Source organism: Brachybacterium sp. UNK5269 (genome assembly GCF_049266655.1).
Taxonomy (GTDB): Bacteria; Actinomycetota; Actinomycetes; order Actinomycetales; family Dermabacteraceae; genus Brachybacterium.
The window spans coordinates 1,000,253-1,016,486 of the sequence record NZ_CP184883.1; the positions used below are offsets into that span (position 1 = coordinate 1,000,253).

Below are 16,234 nucleotides of genomic sequence, written 5' to 3' on the forward strand. Positions count from 1 at the left end.
GTCGAGCGCGAGGACATCGTCCCCCACGGCGGTGCGCTCGAGCAGGCGCTGCAGGCCGGCGGCGACCCCGAGCCGCCCCGCGGCGCGCACCGCACCCCCCGAGAGGAGAACTGATGGCCCCGCTGACCGAGTCCTCGACCCGGCCCGTCGCCGAGTCCGGGTGGGAGCACGACCATTCCCGCAAGGGATTCTTCACCGACACGTCGATCTGCATCGGTTGCAAGGCCTGTGAGGTCGCGTGCAAGGAGTGGAACCGCAACCCCGCCGACGGGGACCTCGAGCTGATGGGGTCCTCCTTCGACAACACCGGCGCGCTGGGCGCGAACACCTGGCGCCATGTGGCGTTCGTCGAACAGGACGCCGCCCGCATCGAGCAGGCCCGGGAGTCGGGGCGACGCCTGGTCAGCCTCGGCATGCCGTCGATCGGCCCGCGCAGCGGCGCCGGGGCCCCCGGGGGCCGGCCCGCCGACGACCTCGCCGGCACCGACACCGCACCGCCGGACACCCCGGAGTTCCGCTGGCTGATGTCCTCGGACGTGTGCAAGCACTGCACGAACGCCGGCTGCATGGACGTGTGCCCCACCGGTGCGCTCTACCGCACCGAGTTCGGCTCCGTGGTCGTGCAGGCCGACGTCTGCAACGGCTGCGGCACCTGCGTGGGCGCCTGTCCCTTCGGCGTCATCCAGCGCCGCGACGACGGCACGGTCGCGACCAAGACCGCCCGCGGCGGCGACATCGAGCAGGAGGTGCCCAACCCCGGCACCGCCAACAAGTGCACGCTGTGCTACGACCGGCTGGTCGTCGGCGAGACCCCGGCCTGCGCCAAGACCTGCCCGACCACCTCGATCAAGTTCGGCGACCACGACGACATGGTCGACTCCGCCGAGGAGCGCATCCAGCAGCTGCACGCCCAGGGCATGACCGATGCCCGCCTCTACGGGGCCAACCCCCGCGACGGCGTGGGCGGCATCGGCTCGGTGTTCCTGCTCCTGGACGAGCCCGAGGTCTACGGGCTTCCGCCGGACCCGCAGGTGCCCACCAAGGACCTGCCCCAGATGTACCGGACCGCCGGACTGGCCGCGCTGGGCATGGTCGCCGCGACCGCCCTCGCGTTCATCGGAGGCCGCCGGTGACCCACGCCGCCCATTCCGAGTACGACGCCTACCGCCCGCCCGAGCCCCCGCGCGGGGGACGCCGTCGACGGGGCGGCAGGGCGCGCCAGAGCCCGGACCTGCTCAGCGGGGGCGACGGCTCGCGCGAAGTGCCGATGGTCTCCGACCCCGAGTTCGAGTCCTACTACGGCCGCTCCATCGTCAAGGCCCCGCCGTGGGAGTGGCCGATCGGACTGTACCTCTTCGTCGGCGGCCTCGCGGGCGGCTCCGCGGTGCTGGCCGGCGGAGCGGCCGTGACCGGACGCGAGCTGCTGCGCCGCAACGCGCGCCTGGTGGCGCTGGGAGCGGTGAGCGCCGGACTGCCCGCGCTGGTGGTGGACCTGGGCCGGCCGGAGCGGTTCCTCAACATGCTGCGCGTGTTCAAGCCGACCTCCCCGATGAGCATGGGCACCTGGCTGCTCAGCGGATTCGGTGTCTCCGCGGGGTTCGCGGCGGCCGGCGAGGTGGACCGGATGACCGGGGAGCGTCTGCCCCTGGGCGCGCTGCGCCCGGTGCTGCGGGCGCTCGAGGCGGCCGGGACCGCCGGCTCGGTGGTGCTCGGCGGGCCGCTGGCCTCCTACACCGCGGTGCTGCTGGGCGACACCGCGGTGCCCACCTGGGCGGGCGCCCGCAAGGGGCTCGCCTACGTCTTCGTCTCCTCCGCGACGATGGCGTCCACCGGCGCCGCGATGGTCCTCACCCCGTCCCGGGAGACCGGTCCCGCCCGGGTGCTGGCCGTCGCGGGCGTGATCGGGGAGCTGGTCGCGACGCACCGCATGAAGGACCAGATGCACGAGCTCGAGGCGGAGCCGCTGGAGATCGGCCGGCCCGGCCGCTTCCTGAAGCTCTCGGAACGCCTGGCGATCGCCGGCGGCCTCGGCACCCTGCTCGGCGGCCGGTTCCGACCGGTGGCCGTGCTCAGCGGTCTGGCCCTGCTCAGCGCCTCCGCCCTGACCCGCTTCGGGGTGCTCGAGGCCGGCCACGAATCGGTCAAGGATCCGCGCCGGGTGGTGGAGCCGCAGCGCGAGCGCCTCGAGCGCCGCCGCGCCCAGGGGATCATCGACGACTCGATCACCACCGCCCCCGTGACGGGAGACCGGCCGCAGGAGGATCCCGAGCAGACCGGTCCGGGTCCGGAGCGCCCCGAGGCCACCGCACCCGGTTCCGTCCATCCCGGCGACCGGGGGCGCGGGGAGCTCTGAGCGGGCCCGCGCCGCGCGTCCCGCCCGGCGCGGGGCCGCCCCTCAGCGCACCTCGATGCCGGACCCCTCCACGGTCTGCCCGATGATCGGGTAGCCGGGCACCTCGCCGATCACCAGCAGACCGCCGGAGGTCTGCGCATCGGTGAGCAGCAGCAGGTCGTCCTCGGTGATGCCCGCGCCGGCCCGCACGTGCTCGCGCACCCAGTCGAGGTTCCGACGGGTGCCACCGGAGACGTAGCCGTCCCGCAGGGCCTCGGCGGCGCCCTCGACCAGCGGCACCGCCGCGCGGTCGATGACCGCGCCCACGCCCGAGGCCCGGCCCATCTTGAACAGGTGGCCCAGCAGCCCGAAGCCGGTGACGTCGGTCGCGGCCCGCGCCCCGGCCGCGAGCGCGGCCCTCGCGGCGTCGCGGTTCAGGGTGGTCATGGTCTCGATCGCCGCGGCGGAGACCTCGCCGGTGACCTTGTGGCGGTTGTTCAGCAGCCCCACCCCGAGGGGCTTGGTCAGCGTGATCGGCAGCCCGGCCGCGGCGGCGTCGTTGCGCAGCAGACGATCCGGATGTGCGGTGCCGGTGACGGCCATGCCGTACTTCGGCTCCGGGTCGTCCACCGAGTGCCCGCCGATCACCGGCACCCCGGCCTGCCTCGCCACCGCGAGCCCGCCGGCGAGCACCTCGCGCAGCAGGTCGAAGGAGAGCACCCCGCGCGGCCAGCCCACCAGGTTGATCGCCACCACCGGCTCGCCGCCCATGGCGTAGATGTCCGACAGCGCGTTCGCGGCGGCGATCCGGCCCCAGTCGAAGGGGTCATCGACCACGGGGGTGAAGAAGTCGGCGGTGGACAGCACCGCGGTGTCCCCGTCGATCCGCACCGCGGCCGCATCGTCGCCGTCCTCGAGGCCGACGATCACCTGTTCGTACTGCTGACCGGACAGGGCCGAGACGACGTCCTCCAGCTCTCCGGGCGGGATCTTCGAGGCGCAGCCGCCGCCGTGCGCCATGGTGGTCAGCCGGATGCGGGGTTCCGACACGGGGACGATCGGGGTCGAAGTCATGCAGGGAGCCTACTCACAGCGGGAGCCTCCTGTGCCGGGCATCGTGCCCGCTCCCGCGGTGCTACGTTGGCTCACGGAGGCGTACGTGTCCTGGTGGGCGCCCCGGTCTTCAAAACCGGTGAGACCGAGCATCTCGGTCTGGCGGGTTCGATTCCCGTCCGCCTCCGCCAAGCATCCGCCGCCGCCCCGGAGCGGCGCCCCGGCTCCGACCGCCTCGCCGGCCGGTGCCCGCCGGCCCCGAGGAGGTCCTGTGCCCGCGACGCCCGAGCAGAGCGCCGAGACCACCGATCCGCGCCGTCGGATCCCCCGCACGGATCATCTGCTCGCGCATCCGCCGGTCGCGGACGCGACGGCGGCGATGAGCGAGCGGGTGGTGCGCGGGATCGTGCGCGCCGCCCAGGACCGCGCCCGCGCCGGCGAGATCACCCCCGAGCAGGTCCTCGAGGAGGTGCTCGCCGCGATCGGGGAGCGGCCCGCGGTCTCGCTGCGCCCGGTGCTCAACGCCACCGGCGTCATCGTGCACACGAACCTGGGCCGGGCCCCGCTCTCGCCCGCCGCCCGCGCGGCGCTGCAGCAGGCCGCCGGGTACACCGACGTGGAGTTCGACCTGGGCACCGGGGCGCGGTCGCGGCGCGGGGCCGGGGCCCGGGCCGCCCTGCTGGCGGCCTGCCCCGAGGCGGAGGACGCGCTGGTGGTCAACAACGGCGCCGCCGCCCTGGTGCTGGCCACCACCGCGCTGGCCGGCACCGGCGAGGTGGTGGTCAGCCGCGGCGAGCTGGTCGAGATCGGGGCCGGCTTCCGTCTGCCCGACCTGATCGCCTCCACCGGCGCCCGCCTGCGGGAGGTCGGCACCACCAACCGCACCCACCTGGCCGACTACACCGGTGCGCTCGGCCCGGACACCGGCTGCGTGCTGCGGATCCACACCAGCAACTACCGCGTCATCGGGTTCACCAGCCAGGTCGGCATCGACGAACTCGCCGGTCCCTGCCGGGAGGCCGGGGTGCCGGTGGTCGCGGACCTCGGCAGCGGGCTGCTGGCCCCCGAGGCGCGACTGCCCGACGAGCCCGACCTCGCGGCCGCGCTGCGGGCGGGGGCCGACGTGGTCATCGCCAGCGGCGACAAGCTGCTCGGCGGCCCGCAGGCCGGGATCCTGCTGGGACGCGCCGAGGTCATCGCGCGCCTGGCCCGCCATCCGCTGGCCCGCGCGGTCCGCGCCGACAAGCTGGCCCTGGCCGCCCTCGAGGCGACCCTCGAGGGCCCGCTCCCGCCGGTGCTCGAGGCGCTGCGCCTGGACCCCGCTGAGCTGCGCGAGCGCACCGAGCGACTGGCCGCGCGGATCGACGGGCGCGTGGTCGAGCACGACGGCCGGGTCGGCGGCGGGGGAGGGGCCGAGGTGCCGCTGCCCGGCTGGGCCATCGCCCTGGACGCCGAGCTCGCCTCCCCCTGCGCACCGGGCAGCCGGCCGTGGTCACCACCGTCCGGGACGGCGAGTGCCTGCTGGACCTGCGCTGCATCCCGCAGGCCGAGGAGGAGCAGCTGCTCGCGGCCGTCACCGCCGCCCGCGCCCGGCTCGGACAGCGCGGCGCGGCGTCCACGAGCACGCGGAGCGCGACGCGATGATGCAGGTCATCGCCACCGCCGGGCACGTCGACCACGGCAAGTCGACCCTGATCCGGGCGCTCACCGGGATCGAGCCCGACCGCCTCGCCGAGGAGAGGCAGCGCGGGCTGACCATCGACCTGGGCTTCGCCTGGACCTCCCTGCCGTCCGGCCGCGAGGTGTCCTTCGTCGACGTCCCCGGCCACGAGCGGTTCCTGGGGAACATGCTGGCCGGTCTCGGCCCCGCCCCGATCGTCTGCTTCGTCATCGCCGCCGACGAGGGCTGGCAGGCCCAGTCCGGGGACCACCGCGACGCGATCGCGGCGCTGGGCATCGACCAGGGCCTGATCGTCGTCACGCGCGCCGACCTCGCCCCCGACCGCGTCGAGGACGTCATCGCCCAGGCCCGCACCGAACTGGCCGGCACGGGACTCGCCACCGCCCCCGCGGTCGGCGTCTCCGCGGTCACCGGGCAGGGGCTCGAGGAGCTGCGCACGCTGCTGGACGCGGCCGTGGCCGGCGCCCGCGCACCCTCCCCGACCCAGCGGGTGCGGCTGTGGGTGGACCGCGCCTTTAGCATCTCCGGGGCCGGCACCATCGTCACCGGCACCCTGCCCGCCGGCACCCTGCACCGGGAGGACCGCCTCCAGCTGAGCGGGGCGCAGCGCGACGGGGAGGTGGTGGTGCGCGGCCTGCAGAGCCGCGGCGGTCAGATCCCGCAGCTCGGCCCGGTCAGCCGCGCCGCGGTGAACCTGCGCGGAGTCGGCACCGAGGAGATCGGCCGTGGGGACGCCCTGCTGAGCCCCGGCGCCTGGCATCGCACCGCGCTGGTGGACGTGCGCCGGAGCACCGGCGCCGGCTTCGCGGACGCCCCTGCGGAGCTGATCGTCCACGTCGGCACCGCGGCGGTGAGCGCCCGGGTGCGGCCCCTCGGCGAGGACCATGCCCGCCTCACCCTGGCGCGCGCGCTCCCGCTGAGTGTCGGCGACCGGATGGTGCTGCGGGGCAGCGGACGCCACTCGGTGCGCACCGGCGTGCAGGTCCTCGACGTGGACCCGCCCGCCCTGGACCGGCGCGGCGACGGCGCCCGCCGCCGGGAGCTGCTGGCCTCCATGCCTCCCGGCGGAGACGTGGCGCTCGAGGTCGCGCGCCGCGGCGCGGTGCCCGCCGGCGTCCTGCAGCGCTTCGGGATCCCGGTGCCGGAGCAGCTGCCTGCCGGGGTGAGCCGCTTCGGCGACTGGCTCGTGGACGGCGGGGCGCTGGAGCGCTGGACGACGCGACTCGGGGAGCTGGTCGCCGCCGACCGTCGCGCCGACGCGCTCTCCGCCGGGGTGCCGCGCAAGGCGGCGATCGACGCCCTCGCCCTGCCCGACGACGGCCTGCTGGACACGGTGGTCGCCGCCGCCGCCTCCCTCGCCCTCGCCGACGGCCGGGTGCGGGATGCGGCCGCGCCCGTCGGCCTGGGAGCGGCCGAACCCGCCGTCGCCGAGCTGGAACAGCGACTGCAGCAGCGGCCGTTCGGCGCGCCGGAGGCGGACGACCTCTCCGCGCTGCGCCTGGGCGCCAAGGAGCTCGCCGCGGCCGCCAAGCAGGGCCGGCTGCTGCGCCTGGCCGACGGCGTGGTGCTGCTGCCCAGCGCCCCGGCCCTGGCGATGCGGGAGCTGTCCCGGCTGCCGCAGCCCTTCACCACCAGCGCGGCCCGCCAGGCGCTGGGGACCACCCGCCGGGTGGCGATCCCGCTGCTCGAGCACCTCGATGCCCGGGGCTGGACCCGCCGCACCGATGCCGGCCACCGGGAGATCGTGCGCTGAACCCGACCGGTGGGGCGCCCGTTCCACGGGGCCGTCCCGCGGGCGCCCGGGCTCGGCCGGATCGGGTCGGGATCCGTTCCGCGGACCGCCCGGATCGGAACGGATCCTGACCCGATCCGGCGTCCCGCCGCGGCGCCCGGCCGGATCAGCCGCGCTGGGGCTTGACCGGGGGCTCCCCGAGCTCGACGTCCTGGGCGAGAATCTCCTCGCCCTGGCCGGCCACCAGCTCGAGCGACTCGATCCGGCCCAGCGCCGTGAGGTCCGCGGCCGCGGCCTCCAGATGCGCGAGGGCGGCCTGCGGGGCGTGGATCGTCACCGACACGATGGGCGTCTTCTGGGAGACCTTCGCATCGGACTTGATGCGCCGCACCGAGATCGCGGCCTGGGCGACGGAATCCACCAGCGCCGCGTGCTGACCGGCCGCCGCCTCCCGCAGGGGAGCGGCCACGGGCCAGGGCTGGGTGTGGACGCTGCCGCCGCGCCACCACGACCAGACCTCCTCGGTGGCGAACACGATCACCGGGGCGAACAGCCGCAGCAGCACCTCGAGGGCGATCGCGAGCGCCGCCCGCGCCGAGGCGGCGCCGGCCTCGCCGGCCGGGGAGTTGCCGTGGGCGCGCTCCTTGACCAGCTCGATGTAGTCGTCGCAGAAGGCCCAGAAGAAGGGCTCGACCACCTCGAGGCTGCGGGCGTAGTCCATGTCGTCGTAGGCGACGGTGGCCTGCTCGACCACCTCGGCCAGCCGGGCCAGCAGGGCGCGGTCCAGCGGGTCGGTGACCGCTGCGGGATCCGCGGCCAGGCGGCCGGTCGGATCGGTCGGGGCGGTGCCGAAGCCGAGGGCGAACTTCGAGGCGTTGAGGATCTTGATCGCCAGGCGGCGACCGATCTTCATCTGCCCCTCGTCGAAGGCGGTGTCCACGCCCTGGCGGGCCCGGCCGGCCCAGTAGCGCACACCGTCCGAGCCGTGCTGCTGCAGCAGCCCGATGGGGGTGACCACGTTGCCCTTGGACTTCGACATCTTCTTGCGGTCCGGGTCCAGGATCCAGCCGTTGATCGAGGCGTGCTTCCACGGCAGCTCGTCCTGCTGCAGGTGGGAGCGCACGATGGTGGAGAACAGCCAGGTGCGGATGATGTCGTGGCCCTGCGGGCGCAGGTCCATCGGGTACACCTTCGAGAACAGCTCCGGGTCCTCGTTCCAGCCGCCCGCGAGCTGCGGGGTCAGCGAGGACGTGGCCCAGGTGTCGAGGATGTCGGGGTCGGCGACGAAGCCGCCGGGCACGCCGCGCTGGTCCTCGGTGAATCCCGCAGGGACGTCGATGGTGGGGTCGATCGGCAGGGCCTCGAGGGGCGGGGTGAGCACGGTGTCGTAGTCGGTCTCGCCGTCCTCGCCCACCGCGTACCAGATCGGGAAGGGCACGCCGAAGAAGCGCTGGCGGGAGATCAGCCAGTCCCCGGCCAGGCCCTCGACCCAGTTGCGGTAGCGGGACTCCATGTACGGCGGGTGCCAGGTCAGCTCCCGGCCGCGCTCGATGAGCGCATCGCGCAGGCCGCCCTCGGACTGGTCGCGGCCGCCGTTGGTGAGGTACCACTGGCGGGAGGTGACGAACTCCAGCGGCTTGTCGCCGTTCTCGTAGAACTTCACCGGGTGGCTGATCCGCGTCGGCTCGCCGACCAGGTCGCCGGAGGCGGCGGCCATCTCGACCACGCGCTTCTGGGCGCTGAACACGGTCTTCCCCGCGAGCTCGGCGTAGGCGGCGCGGCCCTCGGCCGACTCGATCCAGGGCGCCTCGGGCAGGAAGCGGCCGTCGCGGCCGATCACCGAACGGGTCGGCAGTGCGAGCTCGCGCCACCAGGTGACGTCGTTGGAGTCGCCGAAGGTGCAGATCATCGCGATACCGGCGCCCTTGTCGGGCTGGGCGAGCGGATGCGCGAGCACCGGCACCTCGACACCGAACAGGGGAGAGATGACGGTGGTGCCGAACAGGCCCTGGTAGCGCTCGTCCTCCGGATGGGCCACGAGGGCCACACAGGCCGGCAGCAGCTCGGGACGGGTGGTCTCGATATGGACGGTGGAGTCCGCCTGCTCGGCCGCGTCCGTGCGGGTGAAGCCGAGGCGGTGGTAGGCGCCGTCGCGGTCGCGGTCCTCCTGCTCGGCCTGGGCCACCGCGGTGCGGTAGGTGACGTCCCACATGGTGGGGGCCTCGGACTGGTACGCCTGGCCGGCCTCGAGGTTCTCGAGGAAGGCGCGCTGGCTGGTGGCGCGGGAGCGCGCATTGATGGTCTGGTAGCTGTGGTTCCAGTCCACGGAGAGGCCGAGGGTGCGGAAGACCTCCTCGAAGCTCTTCTCGTCGATCTCGGTGAGGCGCTCGCACAGCTCGATGAAGTTGCGGCGCGAGATCGGCAGCTGGTTCGCGGCCTTCGCGGACTTGTTGTCGCCGCCCTCCTGCGGGGGCGTGAGGTCCGGGTCGTAGGGCAGCGAGGGATCGCAGCGCACGCCGAAGTAGTTCTGCACCCGCCGCTCGGTGGGCAGGCCGTTGTCGTCCCAGCCCAGCGGGTAGAACACGTTCTTGCCGCGCATGCGCTGGTAGCGCACGATCATGTCGGCCTGCGAGTAGCCGAAGACATGGCCGATGTGCAGTGAACCGGAGGCGGTGGGCGGCGGGGTGTCGACGCTGAAGACCTCGTCACGGGTGGTGTCCGGATCGAAGGCGTACACCTGCTGCTCGCTCCATACCCCGTCCCACTTCTCCTCGAGACCCTCGAGGGAGGGACGGTCGGGGATGGCGGTGGGGGTGTCGGGGCGCGCTGCGGTATCGGTCATGGGGAGCATTGTTCCAGGTCTGCGGGCGCGTGCAACGCAGGCGTCAGCAGTGTGAGCGCCCTCGCGTGCACGGCTCACGGGCGCGCTCCGGTCGTACGGTGGGGACATGGCTCTCGAGCGCATCGCCCTGGTCTCCGACGTGCACGGCAACCTCACCGCCTTCGAGGCGGTGCTCGCCGACATCGCCGCGCGCGGCATCACCCGGGTGATCAACCTCGGCGACGTGGTCGGCAAGGGGCCGCGCGGCGCGGCCTGCACCGCCCTGGCCCGGGAGCGGTGCGAGGAGACCGTGCGCGGCAACTGGGAGATCATCGTCGCCGGGGACGGCGCGCCCCGGGACCGGGGGCAGGTCTGGTGGCGGGCGGAGCTCTCCGCCGCGGACCGGCAGTGGCTGATCACGCGGCCGCGAAGCCTCGACCTCGACCTCTCCGGGCGGCGGGTGCGGCTGCTGCACGCCTCCCCGATCGACGAGTTCACCCGCGTCCATCGCCACCACTCCGAGGCGGAGTTCGCGATGATGTTCGCCCCGACGCCCTTCGTCGGCGACCGGGGGCCGGCCGACGTCGTCGTCTACGGCGACATCCATCACGCGTACGTGCGGGCCGAGCACGACGGGACGCTGGTCAACGTCGGCAGCGTCGGCAACCCGCTGGACGAGCCGGTGCCCTCCTACGCGATCCTCGAGGGCGATCCGGACGGCGAGGCGGGCTCGCCGTTCGGGGTGCAGATCGTGCGGGTGCCCTATGACGTGGAGGCGGAGGTGGCCGTCGCCGAGCGGCTCGGGATGCCCCAGGCCGAGGAGTGGGTCATCGAGCTGCGCACCGGCATCCACCGCGGGAGGCATGGAAGGCTCGGGCTGCGCTGACGGGCCCGTCGCAAGTCAGTCCGCGTTGCGCGCGTGGACCAGCAATCCGACCCCCACGATGCCGTTGAGCACTGTGCCGAGGCCTTGGATGACGAGGAACACCCAGTCCCCGACGGCGGCCGCAGGGTCGCCGACGACAGCGCCATCGGTCACAAGCGCCGCAAATTTCGTCCCTGCCAGGAGCGCGAGCAGGAGGGCCGCTCCGAGGCACAGCACACCGTAGGCAATCAGCGCCCAGCGCGGCGCGATGGGAGCAAACCAGCGCCCGGTGAGCAGGCTGCGGACGATACTCCACGGCCCGGCTGGTATCAGCATTTCGGACGCCGGGGCGTCGGAGCGGCGGTCCAACAGGGCGAGCGCCGCCGGCGGCAGGGCGAGGACCGCCACCAGCTCGGCGAGCGGGTCGCCGTCCCGGTCGTCGCTGCGGATCAGGGAACGAAGCCGCGGGAGGTCCGTCGCTTCCGCGGCGGAGGCGGGGAGCAGCTCGTTCGTGACACTGTCCCGGGACTCATGGTCCGCGCACGACGGCTGCTGCCAGCCGGTGCCCCATGCGTGAGCCGCGAGGACGTCCTGACCACGGTAGAGCTCGACACCGCAGGCTCCGTCCTCCCCGCGCCACAGCATCAGGACCCGCCGGCGTCGGGCGCCGCGCCCCGGGGTCCGAACCATCGTCCCGACCGCGGCGGCCAGCAGATCGCCGTGCTCCGGGCACTCCTGCGCAACCAGCGCGGTCCAGCCGTCGCCGAGGTCGGCGAGAACCACGTCCCCGAGTTCAGCGGCGGCGAGCGCCCCGGCATGGCGAGACGCCTCCGCCGAGGCGTGGGCGATGACCACGGAGCGAACCGGAAGGGGAGGCTCGGAGGCGGGCAGGTCGCCCAGCTGGCGGAGCATGTCGACGAGCGTTTCGGCGGGCGGCCGTCCGACCAGCAGGTCGATCAGCGGGTCTTCCGCATCAGGCGCGGCATCGAGCGTCCGATGCAGAGCGAGCGCGGCCGAACGGCGCGCTGCAGCTGCGGTCGCATCGCTCTCGATCTGCTCGGCACCTGCCCCGCTGACCGCGGGGTCCTCCTGCGGTTCCCAGTACCAGCCGACGGTGTCCCCGCCGCTGTGGATCCAGAGATCCACGCGGTCTTCCACCTCGTCGAGGTCGATGACCACGGCGCGCTCGAAGCGCGAGACGTGCTCCAGGGCAGGTAGCCACGCGACGGTCCAGCCGGACGCGGACCGGGGCCCGACCACGGCCTCCGGGTCCTCGACGCAGGCGTCGAGAACCGCGGGACGGGGAGCACGGAGGTAGGCGAGCATGGCTCAGCGTAGTGCGGGAGCAGGGGGTCTCCAGTCGGCGCGCCGACTGCCCCGACGATATCGGACCGCCGGGGACGCCGCGGGCCGTGTCAGGGCACCCGCGCGGTCCACTCCGCGGCCCCGAACTTCGTCTCCACCAGCTCGCGCGCCTTCGCGAGCTCGTCCTCGGTGTAGGTCGACCCCACCGTGTCGTAGCGGGCGCGGAAGAACTCCAGGAAGCCGTCGATGATCTGATCGCGCGGCAGGCCGGTCTGGGAGCGCATCGGGTCGACCCGCTTGTTCGCGCTGCGGGTGCCCTTGTCCGAGAGCTTCTCGCGGCCGATCCGCAGCACCTCGCCCATCTTGTCGGCGTCGATGTCGTAGGACATCGTCACGTGGTGCAGCAGCACGCCGCCGGCGAAGCGGCGCTGGGCGGCGCCGCCGATCTTGCCGTGCTCGGAGGCGATGTCGTTCAGCGGCACGTAGTGGGCCCTGACCCCGATCTCGGCGAGCGCCCCCATCACCCAGTCGTCGAGGTAGGCGTAGGCCTGCTCGAAGCTGAGGCCCTCCACCAGCGAAGTGGGCACCACCAGCGAGTAGGTGATGCAGTTGCCCTGCTCCATGAACATGGCGCCGCCGCCGGTGATCCGCCGGACCACGTCGATGCCGTGGCGCCGCGCGCCCTCGGCGTCGATCTCGTTGCGCAGCGACTGGTAGGAGCCGATCACCACCAGCGAGGAGTCCCAGTCCCAGATCCGGAAGTGCGGTCCGCGGCGCCCGGCGATGACCTCCTGGGGCAGCACCTCGTCGAGGGCGACGTGCAGGACCGGCGGCAGCACCACCGGGCCGATCACCTCGAAGGTGAGGTCCTCCCAGCTGGAGGCGTGGCCGAGCGCACGGCGCACGGCGATCGCGATCGCCTCGGCGTCGAAGCCGATCATCTGCACCGGCTCGTCGCGGGCCTCGAGCCGCGCGGTGATCGAGGCGCCGAGCTCGGCGGCGGTGGCGTCGGTGGGCATCCCCACCAGGGCCGCGCCCAGGTCCTCGAGGGCGTCGTCCGGCTCGAGGAAGAAGTCCCCGAACACGTGCGCCGAGGCGATCCGGCCGGCGGCGGCGGTGACCTCGACCGAGACCAGCTTCCCGCCGCGGACCTTGTACTGGCCGTGCATCACCGTGCTGTCGCTGCGCTCATCCATGGCCCCATCCTCGCGCACCGGGGACCGCGGCGGCTCAGACGATGGTCAGCGAGCGCAGCGCGCGGTGGACCTCCCACACGAAGTCCGCCGTGGACTGGCTCTTGCGGGGGGCGACCGCGTAGGTCACCTCCTCGCCCTCCGCGCTCGCCTCGCGGGTCACCCGCGGGATCAGGTGCTGCCACTCGCGGTCGCCCCCCACCCAGATCCGGTAGGTGGGGCCGTCCACCTCACCGCGGCGCAGCAGCCGCAGCCCGAGCGTGGTGGCGGTGAGCGCGGGCTGCCGACGGGCCGGGGCCAGGTCGAAGCCGCGGTCGCGCAGCAGCATGGGGTTCAGGATCGCCCACAGCAGCAGTCGGGCGCCCTCGATCTCGGGGGAGGCCGCCGTGCCGATCAGCTCCGCCGGCGCCGGGGGATGGCCGTCCTCGGAACGCCAGGCCGTGCGTCGGGCCAGGGACTCGAGCCGCTCGTGGGCCGCGGCGCGCTCCTCGTCCGTGCGCAGCAGCCCGATCCCCAGCGGGACCGGCTCCTGGGCGGTGCGCATGAAGTGGATCGGGGTGCCGGTGTCGGCCTCAGCGAACTCGAGGCCGGTGCGGTGGGCGCCCACCCCGGCCTGCAGGTGGGCGTCGGTCTGCCCGCGGCGGGTGGAGAAGTGGGCGCTGGTGCCCAGCAGGGTGCGGCAGGCCTGGTGGAAGACGTCGAGGTGGGCGCGGAACTCCCGGGCGACCTTGGGCCGGGTCAGCAGCTTCTTGGCGTCCACCGGGTACTGCACGACGGGCCGGCCGGCGTTCTCCCCGATCTCGCCGATGGTCTCCCACAGCGCGGCATGCCCCGGATCGGCCTTGAGCATCTGCCGGCTCAGGCGGCGCCAGCTGGTGGTGACCACACCGGTCGGCGGTGCGCCGGCGGAGTCGTCCACGTCGGCCCGTCGCGAGATCGCCACCAGCAGGTGGTGGGGGGAGGTGCCCAGGGCGTCGCGCAGCGCGGTGAGCTGGGGGGCGCTGAAGGGGCCGCCGACGCGCAGGGTGATGCCGAGGCGGGCGGCGTCGTCGGCGTCCCGGGAGCTGGGCAGCATCTCGGCGACCAGGTCGGGGAAGTGCTTCCGCAGCCGGGGAGCGGCAGTGATGCTGCCGGTGGTGTGGTCGGTGCGGGCGACCGAGCGCAGGAAGGCCTCGCGGCTGCGGGGAGCCATCAGCACGAACTCGAGCATGTGGCGCAGCACCATCTCGACCCGCATCTCGCGGTCCCCCCAGCTCTGGAGGTCCGGGGCGACCCCGGAGCGGTCCACCGCATAGGTCAGCATCTGTCCGACCGTGGCGTACGAGCGTGCCATGATCCTCCTTCGAACCGTGCGGCCAGCGGGTCCCGGTGCGCGCGAAGGGGTCATTATCCCCTGGGAGCGGCCGGTATCGATGCAGGTCGGAGGTGCAGGCGTGTCGGTCGGGCCGGATCCGCTCAGCGCCGAGCGGGGCCGCGGCGCGCGGAGATCTGCCGCACCAGGTCCTCGATCCGCGGCTCGGCGAGCTCGAGGTCGCGCACCTCGGCCTGGGCGCCGATCGCGGTCAGCAGCGCCGGCACGGTGAGCTCGGCGCCCGCGAAGCTGATCCGGTGGCGGATCCCGCCCGCCTCCACCGCGGTGGTGCGCGCGGCGTCGGGCAGCCTGAGGGCGGCGGCCGGCTCCGCGAGGTCGACGACCAGCTCGCGGGGAGCGCCCAGCCGCTCCCGGAAGGAGGCGAGCGCGCCGTCGTAGGCGACGGTGCCGGCGTCGACCACCACGATCCGCTCGCACAGCCGCTCCACATCACCCATGTCGTGGGTGGTCAGGAACAGCGTGGTGCCGCGTTCGGCGCGGTCCTCGCGCAGGAAGCGGCGCAGCCCCTCCTTCGAGACCAGGTCCAGCCCGATCGTCGGCTCGTCGAGCACCACCAGCGCGGGGGAGTGCAGCAGGGCGGCGGCGACCTCCCCGCGCATCCGCTGTCCCAGCGACAGCTGCCGGACCGGCCGGTCCAGGAAACCGCCCAGATCCAGCCCGTCGACCAGGCGCTCGAGCCGCTCCTCGCGACGGCGGTCGGTCAGCCGGTGCATCGCGCCGAGGATCCGGAAGCTGTCGCGCAGCGGCAGGTCCCACCACAGCTGGGTGCGCTGACCGAAGACCACGCCGATCTGCCGGGCGAGGTGCCGGCGCTCGGGCACCGGGTCGCGGCCCAGCACGCGCACCGAGCCCGCGCTCGGCCGCAGGACGCCGGTCATCATCTTGATGGTGGTCGACTTGCCGGCGCCGTTGGCGCCCACGAAGCCCACGGCCTCGCCGCGGTCGATGCGCAGCGTCAGCTCGTCGACCGCTCGCACCACCTGACGTCGGCGTCGACGCGATCCGGCCACGGGGGCACGCACCAGGTAGTCGCGGCGCAGCTGCGCGAGCTCGATCGCGGGGGCCTGCTGCGGGTCATCGGGGGTGTTCATCCACCAGCTCCTGTGTATCGGCGGACCCCGGCGCGCCAGAGCAGGGCCGCGAGCACCCAGACCGCGGCCGCCGCGGGCAGTCCCGTCCATCCGGCCCAGGTCGGAATCAGGGCGGGGCCGGGCAGGTCCAGCAGCGCCAGGACGGGGGCGTAGGCGACCAGCGTCGCCGGGATGACGAAGGTGAACAGGGCGCGCATGGGCAGGGAGAACACCGCACCCGGGGTGGTGGCGACGTAGTTGCCGCCGTAGGTGAAGGCGCTCGCGAACTCCCGGCCGTCGACCAGCCAGAACTGCAGCGCCCCGGCGATGGTGAACAGGGCTCCGAAGATCAGGGCGCCGGTCAGCGGCGCCACCGCCGCGAGCAGCGCGGTGGCCGCCGTCGGCTGGAAGCCGGCGACGCCGAGGGCGACCACGTACATGGTCAGACCCACCGCGATCCGTCCCAGGCGCCGCAGCGAGAGGTCCAGGCTGGAGACCTGCAGCAGCACCGGCACCGGCCGGATGAGGAGCACCTCGAGGGTGCCCGCCCGGATGGCCGAGGAGAGGTTGTCGATCTCCCCGAACAGCAGGTCCGCGATCCCGAAGGCGAGCGCGCCGAGCCCGTAGACCACCGCAACCTGGGACAGGTCCATGCCGCCGAGGGTGCCGACCTGCGACAGGATGATCCACAGCTCGAGGAACTCCACGGCCACCACCAGCGCCTGCCCGAGCACGTCGGCCGCGAAGCTGGTGCGGAACGTCGCCTGCGACCGCAGGCGCGAGCCGTAGAGCGTGCGGACCATGCGCGCC

At 74.0% G+C, this 16,234-nt stretch carries 11 protein-coding genes, 1 tRNA gene and 1 pseudogene; 6 read left to right on the top strand and 7 right to left on the bottom strand.

The features are described 5' to 3' along the window. Positions 1 to 113 precede the first annotated feature (113 nt). Together ACOJUI_RS04590 and nrfD are read left to right on the top strand one after the other, a co-directional pair. Entirely contained in the window at positions 114 to 1,133 is a 1,020-nt protein-coding gene (locus tag ACOJUI_RS04590; RefSeq protein WP_422116917.1) for a 4Fe-4S dicluster domain-containing protein, read from the top strand. Next, positions 1,130 to 2,353 (top strand): NrfD/PsrC family molybdoenzyme membrane anchor subunit, encoded by a 1,224-nt coding sequence (gene nrfD / locus ACOJUI_RS04595; RefSeq protein ID WP_422116918.1) that lies wholly within the window; start codon positions 1,130 to 1,132, stop codon positions 2,351 to 2,353. Before ACOJUI_RS04590 ends, nrfD begins: the two co-directional genes overlap by 4 nt. Before the next feature lie 42 nt (positions 2,354 to 2,395). Here nrfD and selD read toward each other — a convergent pair whose 3' ends face one another. Continuing rightward, positions 2,396 to 3,406, bottom strand: coding sequence for a selenide, water dikinase SelD (gene selD / locus ACOJUI_RS04600; protein WP_422116919.1), 1,011 nt, complete (start codon positions 3,404 to 3,406; stop codon positions 2,396 to 2,398). 75 nt (positions 3,407 to 3,481) lie between these two features. On the opposite strand from selD, the gene ACOJUI_RS04605 reads away from it, so the two are divergent. The 3 genes and pseudogenes from ACOJUI_RS04605 (at position 3,482) to selB (ending at position 6,819) form a co-directional block, all read left to right on the top strand. Next, positions 3,482 to 3,576: transfer RNA gene (locus tag ACOJUI_RS04605), tRNA-Sec, on the top strand. Positions 3,577 to 3,656: 80 nt separating this feature from the next. Continuing rightward, positions 3,657 to 5,029: pseudogene (selA, locus tag ACOJUI_RS04610) on the top strand (L-seryl-tRNA(Sec) selenium transferase). After that, positions 5,029 to 6,819: a selenocysteine-specific translation elongation factor gene (gene selB / locus ACOJUI_RS04615; protein ID WP_422117616.1), complete on the top strand. Its 1,791-nt coding sequence runs from the start codon at positions 5,029 to 5,031 to the stop codon at positions 6,817 to 6,819. Before selA ends, selB begins: the two are co-directional and overlap by 1 nt. Positions 6,820 to 6,964: 145 nt before the next feature. On the opposite strand, the gene valS is transcribed toward selB, so the two are convergent. After that, positions 6,965 to 9,640, bottom strand: a complete 2,676-nt coding sequence (gene valS, locus ACOJUI_RS04620) for a valine--tRNA ligase (RefSeq protein ID WP_422116920.1) — start codon at positions 9,638 to 9,640, stop codon at positions 6,965 to 6,967. A gap of 106 nt (positions 9,641 to 9,746) precedes the next feature. On the opposite strand from valS, the gene ACOJUI_RS04625 reads away from it, so the two are divergent. Next, the gene (locus tag ACOJUI_RS04625; RefSeq protein WP_422116921.1) at positions 9,747 to 10,505 is read left to right on the top strand and encodes a metallophosphoesterase family protein; all 759 of its coding nucleotides are present in this window, start codon (positions 9,747 to 9,749) and stop codon (positions 10,503 to 10,505) included. Between the two features lie 15 nt (positions 10,506 to 10,520). Here the strand turns inward: ACOJUI_RS04625 and ACOJUI_RS04630 are convergent, their stop codons facing one another. The 5 genes from ACOJUI_RS04630 to ACOJUI_RS04650 form a co-directional block, all read right to left on the bottom strand. Further along, a complete protein-coding gene (locus tag ACOJUI_RS04630) occupies positions 10,521 to 11,810 on the bottom strand; it encodes a hypothetical protein (RefSeq protein WP_422116922.1) in 1,290 nt (429 codons plus the stop codon). A gap of 89 nt (positions 11,811 to 11,899) precedes the next feature. After that, the gene (locus ACOJUI_RS04635; RefSeq protein WP_422117617.1) at positions 11,900 to 12,958 is read right to left on the bottom strand and encodes a lipoate--protein ligase family protein; all 1,059 of its coding nucleotides are present in this window, start codon (positions 12,956 to 12,958) and stop codon (positions 11,900 to 11,902) included. A 61-nt stretch (positions 12,959 to 13,019) separates the two neighbouring features. Then, positions 13,020 to 14,315: a hypothetical protein gene (locus ACOJUI_RS04640; protein WP_422116923.1), complete on the bottom strand. Its 1,296-nt coding sequence runs from the start codon at positions 14,313 to 14,315 to the stop codon at positions 13,020 to 13,022. 122 nt (positions 14,316 to 14,437) lie between these two features. Beyond that, positions 14,438 to 15,445, bottom strand: coding sequence for an ABC transporter ATP-binding protein (locus tag ACOJUI_RS04645; protein ID WP_422116924.1), 1,008 nt, complete (start codon positions 15,443 to 15,445; stop codon positions 14,438 to 14,440). After that, positions 15,442 to 16,227, bottom strand: a complete 786-nt coding sequence (locus ACOJUI_RS04650) for an ABC transporter permease (protein ID WP_422116925.1) — start codon at positions 16,225 to 16,227, stop codon at positions 15,442 to 15,444. The genes ACOJUI_RS04645 and ACOJUI_RS04650 overlap by 4 nt, the downstream gene beginning before the upstream one ends. Positions 16,228 to 16,234 lie beyond the last annotated feature (7 nt).